This window comes from Janthinobacterium longum, from assembly GCF_051380735.1.
GTDB lineage: Bacteria > Pseudomonadota > Gammaproteobacteria > Burkholderiales > Burkholderiaceae_D > Janthinobacterium.
Genome location: NZ_JBNYXQ010000008.1, coordinates 66886 through 80478 on the forward strand (window position 1 = coordinate 66886; position 13593 = coordinate 80478).

13 protein-coding genes are annotated in these 13593 nt (G+C 60.7%); 9 read left to right on the forward strand and 4 right to left on the reverse strand.

The features are described from left to right. The first annotated feature begins 158 nt into the window (after positions 1-158). The gene (locus ACQ4WM_RS19015; protein ID WP_436548224.1) at positions 159-575 is read left to right on the forward strand and encodes a hypothetical protein; all 417 of its coding nucleotides are present in this window, start codon (positions 159-161) and stop codon (positions 573-575) included. A 39-nt stretch (positions 576-614) separates the two neighbouring features. On the opposite strand, the gene ACQ4WM_RS19020 is transcribed toward ACQ4WM_RS19015, so the two are convergent. The 3 genes from ACQ4WM_RS19020 to ACQ4WM_RS19030 form a co-directional block, all read right to left on the reverse strand. Continuing rightward, positions 615-1628 carry a bile acid:sodium symporter family protein gene (locus tag ACQ4WM_RS19020; RefSeq protein ID WP_436548225.1) on the reverse strand — a complete coding sequence of 338 codons (1014 nt, stop codon included), beginning with the start codon at positions 1626-1628 and terminating at the stop codon, positions 615-617. 232 nt (positions 1629-1860) lie between these two features. Beyond that, positions 1861-3156, reverse strand: coding sequence for an L-rhamnose catabolism isomerase (gene rhaI / locus ACQ4WM_RS19025; protein WP_436548226.1), 1296 nt, complete (start codon positions 3154-3156; stop codon positions 1861-1863). Between the two features lie 63 nt (positions 3157-3219). Next, positions 3220-5328 (reverse strand): bifunctional rhamnulose-1-phosphate aldolase/short-chain dehydrogenase, encoded by a 2109-nt coding sequence (locus tag ACQ4WM_RS19030; RefSeq protein WP_436548227.1) that lies wholly within the window; start codon positions 5326-5328, stop codon positions 3220-3222. A 37-nt stretch (positions 5329-5365) separates the two neighbouring features. Here ACQ4WM_RS19030 and ACQ4WM_RS19035 point away from each other — a divergent pair, with 37 nt between their 5' ends. The 8 genes from ACQ4WM_RS19035 to ACQ4WM_RS19070 all read left to right on the forward strand — a co-directional run bounded on the left by ACQ4WM_RS19035 (position 5366) and on the right by ACQ4WM_RS19070 (position 12865). Beyond that, the gene (locus ACQ4WM_RS19035; protein ID WP_436548228.1) at positions 5366-5545 is read left to right on the forward strand and encodes a hypothetical protein; all 180 of its coding nucleotides are present in this window, start codon (positions 5366-5368) and stop codon (positions 5543-5545) included. An 89-nt stretch (positions 5546-5634) separates the two neighbouring features. Next, positions 5635-6459, forward strand: coding sequence for a DeoR/GlpR family DNA-binding transcription regulator (locus tag ACQ4WM_RS19040; RefSeq protein WP_436548229.1), 825 nt, complete (start codon positions 5635-5637; stop codon positions 6457-6459). Positions 6460-6541: 82 nt separating this feature from the next. Further along, positions 6542-7528 carry a rhamnose ABC transporter substrate-binding protein gene (gene rhaS, locus ACQ4WM_RS19045; protein ID WP_436548372.1) on the forward strand — a complete coding sequence of 329 codons (987 nt, stop codon included), beginning with the start codon at positions 6542-6544 and terminating at the stop codon, positions 7526-7528. Positions 7529-7601: 73 nt separating this feature from the next. Then, positions 7602-9152, forward strand: coding sequence for a sugar ABC transporter ATP-binding protein (locus ACQ4WM_RS19050; protein WP_436548230.1), 1551 nt, complete (start codon positions 7602-7604; stop codon positions 9150-9152). Continuing rightward, the gene (locus tag ACQ4WM_RS19055) at positions 9140-10135 is read left to right on the forward strand and encodes an ABC transporter permease (protein ID WP_436548231.1); all 996 of its coding nucleotides are present in this window, start codon (positions 9140-9142) and stop codon (positions 10133-10135) included. The genes ACQ4WM_RS19050 and ACQ4WM_RS19055 overlap by 13 nt, the downstream gene beginning before the upstream one ends. Positions 10136-10140: 5 nt before the next feature. Further along, complete coding sequence (locus ACQ4WM_RS19060; protein WP_436548373.1) at positions 10141-11181, forward strand: ABC transporter permease; 1041 nt, start codon at positions 10141-10143, stop codon at positions 11179-11181. A gap of 2 nt (positions 11182-11183) precedes the next feature. Continuing rightward, positions 11184-11498: an L-rhamnose mutarotase gene (gene rhaM, locus ACQ4WM_RS19065; RefSeq protein WP_436548232.1), complete on the forward strand. Its 315-nt coding sequence runs from the start codon at positions 11184-11186 to the stop codon at positions 11496-11498. 8 nt (positions 11499-11506) lie between these two features. Further along, positions 11507-12865 carry an FGGY-family carbohydrate kinase gene (locus tag ACQ4WM_RS19070; RefSeq protein WP_436548233.1) on the forward strand — a complete coding sequence of 453 codons (1359 nt, stop codon included), beginning with the start codon at positions 11507-11509 and terminating at the stop codon, positions 12863-12865. A 158-nt stretch (positions 12866-13023) separates the two neighbouring features. Here ACQ4WM_RS19070 and ACQ4WM_RS19075 read toward each other — a convergent pair whose 3' ends face one another. Next, positions 13024-13386, reverse strand: a complete 363-nt coding sequence (locus tag ACQ4WM_RS19075; RefSeq protein WP_436548234.1) for a BON domain-containing protein — start codon at positions 13384-13386, stop codon at positions 13024-13026. Positions 13387-13593 lie beyond the last annotated feature (207 nt).

The window sequence follows — 13593 nt, forward strand, 5'->3', positions numbered from 1 at the left end:
AGCTTGCCGACTATTGTCATTTTTCATCTAAAAAGAAACAAAAATTTCTATGTGAAAATTTTTTAATAGTCAAATACACAATGTCCATTTACACTTGTAGATTCAAAAAATGATAACAAACAAGGGGTAAAAATGAAAAAATCTCGACTTTATTGGGCATGCTGGCATTAACCGGTTGTGCCTCTGTTGCTGGTGAAAAATTTCAACCTGTGTCGATTCAAACCATTCATGAAAGCGCAGAAGTATCAGGTATTGGCTGCAATCTCAGCAATGATGCCGGCAACTGGTTCGTCGTCAGCCCGGGCAGCATCATGGTACACAAGAGTACCGGCGACCTGATCATCGATTGCAAAAAGGGGAATCTGGCCGGTAACTCGACCCTGGTATCGAAGTCGAATGGCGCGGTATGGGGCAATATTTTGCTCGGCGGCGGCATCGGCTACCTTGTCGACCGTAACACAGGCGCCGGCTTTGACTATCCGAATACGACCACCATCATGATGCGCGATGTCAGTATCGCACCGGCAGCACCGTTGCCGGTGCAGGCCGTAGCTGAAATACCAAAAGCGAACTAAGCTGCACTCTCAGATCGGCGAGCTTGCCTTCGGCGGGCCTTACAGCGTGCTCGCCGGTATCTGCCGAGGCTCCTCCCTGCGCGCATAGCGCTGCGCAATCACCGCACACACCATCAATTGAATCTGGTGAAACAGCATCAGCGGCAGGATCACCATGCCCAGTGAACGGGTGGAGAACAGCACCTTGGCCATCGGTACGCCGCTGGCCAGGCTTTTCTTGGAGCCGCAAAAAACGATGGCGATTTCGTCTTCTTTGGAAAAACCCAGGCGGCGGCTGACAAAGGTGGAGAGGCACAGCACCAGTGCCAGCAGCAGCAGGCTGATCAGGCCCAGCGCCACCAGGGTTTCCACCGACAGCGTGTGCCAGATGCCTTCGTTGACGGCTTCGCTGAAGGCCGTGTAGACCACCAGCAGGATCGAACCCTGGTCGACGTATTTCAGGGTGGCTTTATGACGGTCGACCCAGCGGCCTATCCAGCGGCGCAGGAACTGGCCGGCCAGGAAGGGCAGCAGCAATTGCATCACGATCGACAGCACGGCATCAATCGAAGATTTGCTTTCCGCGCCTTTCGCCACCAGCAGGCCGACCAGGATGGGGGCCAGGAAAATGCCGATAAAGTTCGAGGCCGAGGCGCTGCAGATGGCGGCAGGCACGTTGCCGCGCGCCATTGCGGTCATGGCGATCGACGACTGCACGGTGGACGGCAAGGCGCACAGGAACAAGATGCCCATGTACAGGTCCGGCGTGAGGAAGGTCAGGGCCAGCGGTCGTAGCGCCAGGCCGAGGATGGGGAACAAAATGAAGGTGCTGGCCAGCACCAGCAGGTGCAAGCGCCAGTGCAGGGCGCCGGCCACCACCGCTTCGCGCGACAGCTTGGCGCCATGCAGGAAGAACAACAGGCCGATGGCGACGGTGGTGACATGGCCAAATACCACGGCGGTGGTGCCCGAGCATGGCAACAAGCTGGCCAGCGCGACGGTCACCAGCAGGGCGATCGTGAAGTTATCGGGTTTCAGATTGCGCAGCAGGGCGCCGGGAGAGAAAGAAGACATGCGGTAGCCTGGTAGCGGCGCAGCACAGCGCCAGTACCGGGCATTTTACCTGCTTGCTTGGCGGCATGCCTGGAAGCTGCATGCCGCCGCTGCAGTTCATAGCGCCTGACAGAACCGTAGCGAGCGGCAGCGATTTGTGGCCGAGAAGCGCAGCTGTGCTGGAGCACGGGGCCGCCGAGGCAGTGAGCATCGCAGGCCGCAAAGCGCGACGCGCAGTAGGTTATGTCAGGTGCTATACGATGCCGCTGCTGCTCGCACCTGCTTTCGGTGGACGCGCCACGCCGCGCTGCTCGCGGTAGCCCGTGCTGCGGTAGCAGGCCACCGGATCGATCGCCGCCCCCGAACGCAGGCGCGCCATGGCCAGGATGGCGCTGACGTCAGTACGGAAGGCCTGCTTCAGGGCTTGCGCGGACGCATGCACGTCGTTGCTTTCCTGCAGATGGCGCAGGCCGGCGCGGTCGACCAGTGCAGACTGGATAAAGGCGCGCTGCACTTCCACCGCGCTGCTCATCAGGCTTTCAATCGGGTCGGTCACATTGTGCGACTGGTCCAGCATATAGGCCGGGTTGAAGGTGCTGCCTTCGCGCTCGGCCGCATCGGCCAGTTCGTTAAATACCAGGAACAACTGGAACGGGTTGATGCTGCCCGAATCGAGGTCGTCGTCGCCGTATTTGCTGTCGTTGAAATGGAAGCCGCCCAACTTGCCGAACTGCGCCAGGCGCGCCACGATCATTTCGATATTCGTGTTCGGCGCATGGTGGCCCAGGTCGACAAGGCATTTGGCTTTTGGTCCCAGCGCGGTGGCGCAGGCAAAGCTGGTGCCCCAGTCGGCGATGGTGGTGGCGTAGAAGGCCGGCTCGAACAGCTTGTGTTCAATGAAAATGTTCCAGTCGGCGGGCAGGGCGCCGTAGATATCGCGCATGCTGTCCAGGTAGCGTTCCAGCGCGCCGCGCAGATTGTGCTGGCCCGGAAAGTTGGCGCCGTCGCCGACCCATACCGTCAGCGCAGTCGAACCGAGCGCGCGGCCCAGTGCTATGCATTCGATATTGTGCTCGACCGCCTGCGCGCGTACCGCCGCACTTTGCGAGGTCAGGCTGCCGTGCTTGTAGGTATGCGCCTGGCCCAGTTGATCTTGAAATGTGTTGGAATTGACGGCGTCAAAGCCCAGTCCGTAGCCTTCGGCGATTTCGCGCAGGGCGGCCGTGTCGCTGACCTTGTCCCATGGAAAATGCGGCGAAACGGCCGGCGTGGCATGCGTGAGCTGGTTAATGACGGCGCAGTCTTCCAGCTTTTCAAAAATATTGCGCGGTTCGCCCACGCCGGGAAAGCGCGCAAAGCGCGTGCCGCCGGTACCGGCGCCCCAGGTGGGCACGGCCACGGCAAAGGTCTGCGCCAGCGCCGTCAGTTTTTCAATGTCCTGGCCGCGCCGTTCCAGCACGCCGGCCAATGCCGCGTAGTCGGCGTCGAGGTTGGCTTGCAGCTTGGCATTATGTTCGTCCACCAGGCCGCTATCGATCATGGTATTCATCTTGTCTCCTTGGCGCGCAGCGCGGCGCATTGGCCGGCTGCGTCATGTTTTTATATGTATTGATTATCGGGTAAATGCGGCCGCATTGCCGGCGTCGACATTGAGGATATTGCCGGTGCTCTTGGCCGCTTTTTCGCTGGACAGGAAATACACGGCTTCGGCGATGTCTTCCGGCAGCACGCTGCGTTTGAGCATGCTGCGCTGACGATAGAACTCCTCGATATCGTCCGAGGCTATCTTGTTCGAGGCGGCCCGCTCTTCTTTCCACTTGCCGTCCCATATGCGCGAACCGCGGATCACGGCGTCGGGGTTGACGACATTGACGCGGATGCCGTGCGGCGCGCCCTCCAGTGCCAGGCAGCGCGCCAGATGAATCTCGGCCGCCTTGGCGGTACAGTAGGCCGAGGCACCACCGGAGGCCACCAGGCCATTCTTGCTGGCCACGTACACCATGCTGCCACCGAGTTGCTGCTGCTTCATGATGCGGAAGGCGGCGCGGCTGACCAGGAAGTAGCCGGTCACCAGAATCGACTGGTTGCGCTCCCACATTTCCAGGGTCGTGTCTTCCACCGGCGCCGACGAGGCGATGCCGGCGTTCGACACCAGCAGATCGACGCCACCAAAGCGCAGCGCGGCCGCGTTCAGGATCGCTTCGACTTCATGCTCGGCCGTGATATTGGCGCGCACGGTGGCGATATTGTCGCGGCCCGCCACCTTCAACAGAGCCTGCTCGGCTTCTTCCAGGGCGCCGCCATCGATATCGGTCAGCATCACGCACGCGCCTTCCTGCAGCAACTGGCGCGCCACGGCCTGGCCGATGCCGCCGGCGCCGCCCGTCACCAGCGCGATGCGCCCGGCCAGGCTTTTCGGTTTCGGCATGCGCTGCAGCTTGGCTTCTTCGAGCAGCCAGTATTCGATATCGAACGCTTCCTGTTCCGGCAAGCCGACATAGGTGTCGACGCCATTGGCGCCACGCATCACGTTGATGGCATTGACATAGAACTCGCCGGCGATGCGCGCCGTCGCCTTGTCCTTGGCGAACGACAGCATGCCCACGCCAGGGATCAGGTAGATGATGGGGTTGGCGTCGCGCACGGCCGGGCTGTTGTCGTGCTTGCAGCGCGTGTAGTAGGCGATATAGTCGGCACGGTAAGCGGCTAGCGCATCGTCGAGACCGGCGACGAGCTTGTCGAAGTCGGGGCTGGCGGGATCGAAGTCGATCACGAACGGACGGATCTTGGTGCGCAGGAAATGATCGGGGCAGGAAGTGCCCAGCGCGGCCAGTGGCAGCAGGTCGTTGCTGCAAACAAAATCAAGCACGTTGGCGCTGTCGTCGAAGTGGCCCAGCTTGTATTCCTGCTGGCTGATCTTGCCACGCAGCAGAGGCATCAGCCGCTGCGCCAGCGCGGCGCGTTCTGCTGCCGGCAGCGGCGCCGATTTCGCACCGCCAAAGGCCGGTTGCCTGGTATTTGCAGCCAGCCAGTCTTCGGCGCGCTTGATGATGGCCAGCGTTATTTCATAGCAGGACTTGGCCGTATCGCCCCAGGTAAACAGGCCATGGCCTTCGAGGATAATACCCTTCAAGTTCGGCTGCGACTGCGATAGCGCTTCCAGTTTCAGACCCAGGTCGTAGCCAGGCCGCTGCCATGGCAGCCAGCCCAGTTCACCTTCGAATATCTTTTGCGTGAGCGCGCGGCTGTTGGCGCAGGCGGCAATCGCGATCACCGCGTCCGGGTGCATATGGTCGACATGCTTGCGTGCGATATATGCGTGCAGCGGGGTATCGATGCTGGCCGCGCGCGGGTTCAGGTTGAAGGTGCAATGCGGAAGATACGCCACCATTTCGTCTTCCAGCGCCAGGCCACGGTAGCGGCTTTTCAGGGCATTGAGCTTGTCCATGTACAAGGTGGAAAAACCGTCGAGCTTGATGCTGCCCAAGTCGCCGCCGGAACCCTTTACCCACAGCACTTCGGTGTCGCTTCCGGTGAGCGGGTCGGTCATGGTGATCTTGGCCGAGGTATTTCCGCCGCCAAAGTTGGTGATGCGCATGTCGGAGCCGAGCAGGTTCGAGCGGTACAGCAGCAGCTCCGGTTCGCTCAAGGTTGCGGCGTGCGCGTCGTCCCACAGCGAGGCCATGGGCGCGGGCGATTTGGTGTCCATCGTGGCGGTCATACAGTGTCTCCATTATTGGTTATGTGTGCCCGGTGCCATGACCACATCTGTGTGCGGGCAGTTGGCGGCAGCAGCGCTCAGTAGAAATCAGCGGCTTGACCATGTCAATCAACAAGCAATCAAAACGATGAGGGAAACACAAATAATCATCATGTTGATCGGAACCCTGATCACGCATTTGCGCGATCAGCAAATAATCACGATGTTGATTGATTGATTGTTGACATGGATTGCTCAACTGCTTAGGCTGGCTCACCGATAAAGAAGTCGTCCCTGCCAGCAGGAGAGGACTCAAGAGGAGACAAAGTGATCAATCACAAACGCCGCAAGGGGCTGTTGAAGTTACTCGCCGAGCACACCACGGCGAGCGTCGATCAATTGGTCGACTGGCTCAATTCATCGCCGGCCACCGTACGGCGCGATATCGCCTGGCTGGCCGAGCGCAATCTGCTTGTGCGCACCCGTGGCGGCGCGGAAAGCCTGCCGCAAAAAAAGCAGCGTACGTTTGCGCTGTCGGGCGAGACATTCCAGAACAATATCGACCGCTGCGCCGCGCAAAAACGCGCGATTGCCCGCCATGCCTGCGGCCTGTGCGCGGACGGCGACACCATCATTATCAATGGCGGCACCACCACCTACCGCATGGTGGAATTCCTGGTCGACAAACGTCTGAAAATCCTCACCAATTCCTTCATGATGGCCGAGCGCCTGTTGATGACCAGCGAGAACGAAATCATCCTGCCGGGCGGCAAGGTCTACCGCGAGCAGAACGTGATCCTGAGCCCTTTTGATAACGACATCAGCCAGCACCATTACGCCGGGAAAATGTTCATGGGTGTGTATGGCCTGTCCATGCTGGGCCTGATGGAAGCGGACCCGATGCTGATCCAGGCGGAGAAACGCCTGATCGGCCAGGCGGAAGAACTGATCGTGCTGGCCGACAGCAGCAAGTTTGCGCGCAAGGCCGGGCTGATTCTGTGCGGCCTGAACCGCGTGTCCTGCGTGATCACCGATACCGGTGCGTCGGACGCGGCGGTGCAGATGCTGGAACAGTCTGGCGTGAAAGTGCTGGCGGTGGCGCCAGAGCAGGCGCCGGAGCCGCATGCCGAGCCGGAATGGCAAGCCCAATAAAAAACAAGAAGATGGCAGGGGGCATGGTGCCTACCGCCACATCAATAATAAAAGGAGACGTGGCATGAAAATGAACAAAATGATGGTGGCGGTGCTGAGTACCTGCATGATGGCTTGCCTGGCCACCAGCGCCCAGGCGGCGGAAAAAATGAAGATCGCGATGGTCGTGAAAAACCTCGGCAACGGCTTTTTTGACGCCGCCCACGAAGGCGCAAACGAAGCAGCCAAGCAACTGGGCGACGTGGAAATCATCTACACGGGCCCGACCACGGCCACCGCCGAAGGCCAGATCGAAATCATCAGTTCCCTGATCAGCCAGAAGGTCAAGGCCATTGTCATTTCTGCCAACGACGCCAATGCGCTGGTACCGATCACCAAGAAAGCCATGCAGCGCGGCATCAAGGTCATTTCCTTCGACAGCGGCATCGCCAAGGATGGCCGCCTGCTGCAATTGAATCCATCGAGCCCTTCCCTGATCGGCCAGAAGCAGATTGAAATGGCGGCCGACGCCATCGGCGGCGCCGGTGAAATCGCCATCCTGTCGGCCACCGCGCAGGCGACCAACCAGAATATCTGGATAGCCGAAATGAAGAAAACGCTGGCCCAGCCGGCGTATTCGAAAATCAAGCTGGTGTCGACCGTGTATGGCGACGACCAGTCCGACAAAAGCTACCGCGAAGCAATCGGCCTGCTGCGCAGCAACCCGAACCTGAAAGCCATCATCGCCCCCACCACGGTCGGCATCAATGCGGCCGGCAAGGCCGTGGTCGACGAAAAACTGGTCGGCAAAGTGTATGTGACGGGCCTGGGCCTGCCTTCGGAAATGGCTGGCCATGTAAAAAGCGGCGCCGTAAAGAGCTTTGCGATCTGGAATCCGATCGACCTCGGCTACGCCGCCACCTATGCCGCGCATCAGTTCGTGGCCGGCAAGGCGACTGGCAAGGCCGGCGAATCGATTGCGGTCGGCCGCATGGGCAAGCTGACCGTCGACGCGGCAGGCGAAGCGGCGCTGGCGCCACCGTTTACGTACGACAAGGATAACGTCGACAAGTTCTCGAAGATTTTCTAAGACGTCGGCGGCTCACGTCGGGTTACGCCTTGCGCTGACCCGACCTACGAATATCTCTCAAGTGTTAACGGCTATGTCACAGAATCCCCCTATTGCGCAGAACGATGTGCCGGTATTGCGCCTGCACGGCATCTGCAAGCATTTCCATGGCGTTACCGCGCTGAAAGACGTGGCGCTGACGGTACGCGCCGGTGAAGTGATGGCGCTGATCGGCGAAAACGGCGCCGGCAAGTCGACCCTGGTCAAGACGCTGACCGGTATTTATCAACCGGACGCCGGCCATATCGAAGTCGCTGGCCAGCGCGTGCTGTTTGCCAGCACGCAAGACGCGATGGATGCCGGCATTACCGCCGTGCACCAGGAAACCGTGATGTTCGACGAACTGACGGTGGCCGAAAACATCTATATCGGCCGCCAGCCGCAGACCGGTTATCCGGCCCGCATCGACTGGGCGCTGATGGCCAGCCAGGCCGAAGCGATCTTTGCGCGCCTGGAAGTGCAGCTGCCGGTATTGGCCAAGGTCAAGGAGCTGAGCGTGGCGCAGCGCCATTTCGTGGAAATCGCCCGCGCCCTGTCGCAAGATGCGCGCGTGGTGATCATGGACGAGCCGACGGCCTCGCTGTCGCAGCGCGAAATCCACGAGCTGTACCGCATCATCGGCCAGCTGCGGGCGGCGGGCACGGCGGTCATTTTCATCTCGCACAAATTCGATGAAATCTTTGCCGTCGCCGACAGTTATACGGTGCTGCGCGACGGCCATTTTGTGGCCACCGGCCAGCTGGCCGAGATTACCGAACCGCAACTCGTTTCGCTGATGGTGGGCCGCGCCATCCATCAGGTATTTCCCAAGGTCGAAGTGCCATTGGGAGCAACCCTGCTGGAAGTATCGCAGTTCTGTCACCCGACCGAATTTCGCGATATTCAGTTTTCAGTGCAACAAGGTGAAATCGTCGGCTTCTACGGCCTGGTGGGCGCCGGCCGCTCCGAGGTGATGCAGGCGCTGTTCGGCCTCACGCCGGGGGTCACCGGCACGGTCAAGATTGCCGGCAAGGAAGTGGCGATCCGCAGCGCCAGCGATGCCATCAAGCATGGCATCGCCTATGTGCCGGAAGACCGGCAGCACCAGGGCGCGCATTTGTCGCTGTCGATCGTGCAGAACATTACCTTGCCAATACTGGATGGCATCGGTTTTTTCCTGCGCAGCAAGCGTACGCGTGAAACTGCGATTGCGCGCCAGTTCAGCGAACAGCTGGAACTGAAAGCGAGCCACTTTACGCAGATGGTGTCGGAACTGTCGGGCGGCAACCAGCAAAAAGTGGTGCTGGCCAAATGGCTGGCCACCAAACCCAAGGTCATTATTCTCGATGAGCCGACCAAGGGCATCGATATCGGCTCCAAAGCGGCCGTACACCGCTTTATCAGCGAACTGGTGACGCAAGGCCTGTCGGTGATACTGGTGTCGTCGGAATTGCCGGAAGTGCTGGGCATGGCCGACCGCGTGGTGGTGATGCACCAGGGCCATATCAATTGCGTTTTTTCACGCGCCCAGGCGACACCGGAAAAAGTGGTCGCTGCCGCCTCCGGCAGCGCGTACTCGAACGAGGAACTCTCATGCACTACCTGAAACAACGCGAAGTCCAGCTGGCGCTGCTGATCTTGCTGCTGGCCGTTGCCGTGGGCGTGCGCGCCCCCGTCTTCCTGACTGCAGGCAGTCTCGGCAACCTGCTGACCGACAGCACTTTACTGATCATGCTGGCGCTGACGCAAATGTTCGTCATCATCACGCGCGGCATCGATCTGTCGGTGGCCTCGAACCTGGCCTTGTCCGGCATGATGGCGGCGCTGCTGGCCGTCAACTATCCCGACCTGCCTTTGGCGCTGGTGATGCTGGTGGCGGTGCTGATCGGCCTGCTGCTGGGCCTGGTGAACGGCTATCTGATCGGCTACCTGGACCTGCCGCCCATCGTGGTGACTCTGGGCACCATGAGCGTGTACCGCGGCCTGGTGTTTGTTCTGTCCGGCGGCGCCTGGGTCTCGTCGCACCAGATGCCGGCCGATTTCATCGCCTTTCCATTGGGCAGCCTGTTCGGCGTGACGCATCTGGTATGGATCGCCGCGGCAGCGATGATCGCCACCTGGCTGCTGGCGCGCTATACCCGCTTCGGGCGCGACCTGTATGCGATCGGCAACCAACCGCTGGCGGCGCGCTATGTCGGCATCTCGACTGCACGCCGGCTGTTCTGGACCTATGGCCTGTCGGGCATGATGGCCGGCCTGTGCGGCTACCTGTGGGTGGCCCGTTATGCGGTCGCGTATTCGGAAATTGCCTACGGCTTTGAATTTACCGTGATCGCCGCCTGCGTGATCGGCGGCATCAGCATCGCCGGCGGCGCCGGTACCGTGGCCGGCACCGTGCTCGGCGCACTGTTCCTGTCCGTGATCAACAACGCCTTGCCGATCATTAAAGTCTCGCCGTTCTGGCAAAGCGCACTGACGGGCATCGTGATCCTGACAGCCGTGCTGATCAATGCACGCGGCAACAAGAAAGCCGGGCGCCAGATCCTGCCGCTGGCCCTGCTACAACCCTCATCAAGGAGCGCCGCGTGAACGCGATCTCGACTTCCCTGGACCAGCCTGACGCGGCCACTACGTCATCAGAAAAGGCGCCCGGTACGCGCTATACCATCCTTGACCGCAAGGCGCCGCATCTGTCGCATTACCTGGCACACTGGGAAGCGCTGCTGGCGCTGCTGCTGGTCGCGGTATTCATCGGCAACAGCGTGTTCCTGCCGAACTTTTTCGACACGTACAACCTGGCCGACAGCACCTTCAATTTCAGCGAAAAAGCCCTGATCGCACTGCCGATGGCCTTGCTGATCATCTGCCGCGAAATCGATATTTCCGTCTCGGGCACGCTGGCGCTGTCGTCCGTGGCCATGGGCTTTGCCCACCACCACGGCGTGCCACCGGCAGGCCTGCTGTTCGTGGCGCTGGCCATGGGCGCCGTATGCGGCAGCCTGAACGGTGTGCTGGTGACGCGCTTTGCCCTGCCGTCCATCGTCGTGACGATCGGCACCGTGGCACTGTTTCGCGGCCTGGCCAGCGTCATCCTCGGTGACCAGGCATACACGGGCTATCCGCAACTGCTGATCGACTGGGGCCAGGGCTACTTCTTCGACATCATCCCGCGCCCCTTCGTGATTTTGCTGGTGCTTGCCGTGCTGTTCGCGGTGCTGCTGCATGCGACCAGCTGGGGCCGGCGCATCTTTGCCATCGGCAGCAATCCGATGGCTGCGCGTTTCTCGGGCGTGGCGGTGGACCGCTACCGCTTTGCGCTGTTCGTGGCCACCGGTGCCATGGCGGGGCTGGCCGCCTGGTTGCTGACCGGACGCATCGGCAGCACGCGGCCGAATATCGCCATGGGCTGGGAACTGGAAGTGATCACCATGGTCATCCTGGGCGGCGTCAGCATTGCCGGCGGCAAGGGCAGCATCGGCGGCGTGATGCTGGCTGTGCTGCTGCTGGGCATGGTCACCTATGGCCTGGCATTGCTGAATATTCCTGGCGTCATCATGACGATTGTGGTCGGCATCTTGCTGCTCATTACGATCGCCCTGCCGCGCCTGTTGAACCGCAAATCGACGAAAAAATAATCATGGAACAAATTGCTTTCAGAATGCAGCTAAAACCCGGCAATGCTGCCGAATATCAACGCCGCCACGACACCATCTGGCCCGAGCTGGCGGCCTTGCTGCACGAGTCCGGCGTGCGCGACTACAGCATCTTTCTCGATGAAACGACGGGCGCGCTGTTTGCCGTGCTGCGCCGCATGGAAGGCCACGCAATGGCGTCACTACCGCAGCATCCGGTCATGCGTCGCTGGTGGGATCACATGGCCGATCTGATGGAAACGCAGGCCGATGCCTCGCCAGTATCCTCGCCCTTGTTGCCCGTCTTTCACCTCGCATAAGGACTGCCGTGACCATCGACGCCACCGTTGTACTCGATATCGGCAAGACCAATGCCAAGCTGACCTTGCTGGACGCCGCTGGCGCCATCGTGGCCGAGCAGCGCTGTCCGAACAGCATCATTCAGACCGGACTGTATCCGCACTACGATACGGAGCGGCTGTGGGACTGGTTGCAAACCACCCTGGCCGCGTTTTCACAGCTGGCGCGCATTAGCGCCATCGTGCCCGTCACGCATGGCGCCACGGCGGCGCTGGTCGACGACGAGGGGCTGGTACTGCCCATACTCGACTATGAATCGAGCCTGCCGCAAGCGCTGGCAGCCGAGTATGCTGCCTTGCGCCCGGCCTTTGCCGACAGCTTGTCGCCGCAACTGCCGTGTGGCCTGAACCTGGGCTTGCAGCTTTACTGGCTGGCCAAAACGTATCCGCAGCAATTTGCCCGCGCGCGCCACATTTTGACGTATCCGCAATACTGGGCCTGGCGCTTGTGCGGCGTGGCGGCCAGCGAAGTGACCTCGCTCGGTTGCCATACGGATTTGTGGCAGCCGCAGCAAGGCAGCTTTTCGTCGCTGGTCCATCACATGGAATGGACGCAGCTGTTTCCGCCGCTGCAAGCAGCATGGACGGCGCTGGGGCCGGTGCGAAACCATCCCGCGCTATCCGGTTGCCAGGTACTGTGCGGCATCCATGACAGCAATGCCTCACTGCTGCGCTATCTGGAGACCGAGGCGAACGACCAGCCGCGCACGGTATTGTCGACCGGCACCTGGGCGATTGCCGCCGCCTTTGGCGCGCCACTGGACCGGCTCGATGAAACGGCCGACATGCTGGCCAATGTCAATGCGCTGGGGCAACCGGTGGCCTGCATGCGCTTTATGGGCGGGCGCGAATTTTCCGTGCTGGCGGGAGCCTCGCCGCAAGTGTGCGCCATGGCCGATATCGAAAGACTGGTGCGGCAGAGTACCCTGGCGCTGCCATGTTTTGCCGAGTCCGGTGGGCCGTTCGTCGGCCAGGCGGGGTGCATCGAAGGCCCCAGCCCGCGCACGGCGCAGGAACACTATGCGCTGGCTACCCTGTATTGCGCGCTGATGAGCGACTATTGCCTGGACGCCCTGGACGCACAGGGACCGGTCACGGTGGAGGGCAGCTTTACGGACAATCCGCATTTCGCGTCGCTGCTGGCGGCCTTGCGGCCGGGCCGGGACGTGGCGGTGTCGCAGGACGCCAGCGGTACTACTTGTGGCGGGTGGATGTTGCATCGCTGGGGTGAGGTGCCGGCAATGGAGGCGACGGTGGAAAAGCCGCTGGAGCTAGCTGGATTGATGACATACCGCGAGCAATGGAGGCAACTGACAGTGTCGCGTTAGCCCAGCGGCCGTAATGCCGGGGTCAGACCCGCCGGGTCTGACCCCAGATCTACTTTCGGGCTGAAATAACGCCAGCAACTCGCCAGAATTAAATCAAACGCAAAAAAATGCCCTGTCCGCAGACAGGGCAACCCGGAGTAAAGCTCAGCGCGAGGCGATTAACCTGCGGCTTTGACTTTCAGTTCGTTCTTGATTTCTTTCACGCCGCTCACGGAGGCGACGATCTGAATGATGCGGTCGCCCGCTTCGGCGCTGGGCACTTCGCCCGACAGGACCACTACGCCTTGTTGGGTTGCTACCTTGACTGGCAGGGCCGATGCCTGGGCATCGGCACCGAGGGCGGCCTTGGCCGACGAGGTGATGGTTTCATCAGGTACGGCAGCAGCGGCGTTGGCGGCAACCACGGTGTCAGCAGGAGCTTGTGCTTTTGGTGCGGAGTCAGCGGCATGCGAAGCGGTGATCGAGGCGCCCGACAGAACGATAGCGGCAACCAGGGTATTGAACAGTTTCGATGTTTGCATGGTAGTTCCTCTCAATAAAGTTAAAAGCTTCTTACTTGGTTAAGGCAACACTTTGGAGCGTTACACAGGACCATACAGCAAGCAGCGTGCCAGCTTTTATAAACTCTTTGAAATCAATCACTTACATAAAATCTGCATTTTTCCGGCCTGGCACGGCCTGAAAAACCCGGCTTTTTGTCGCCGGACAGCGACACGGTATGCGCAAGC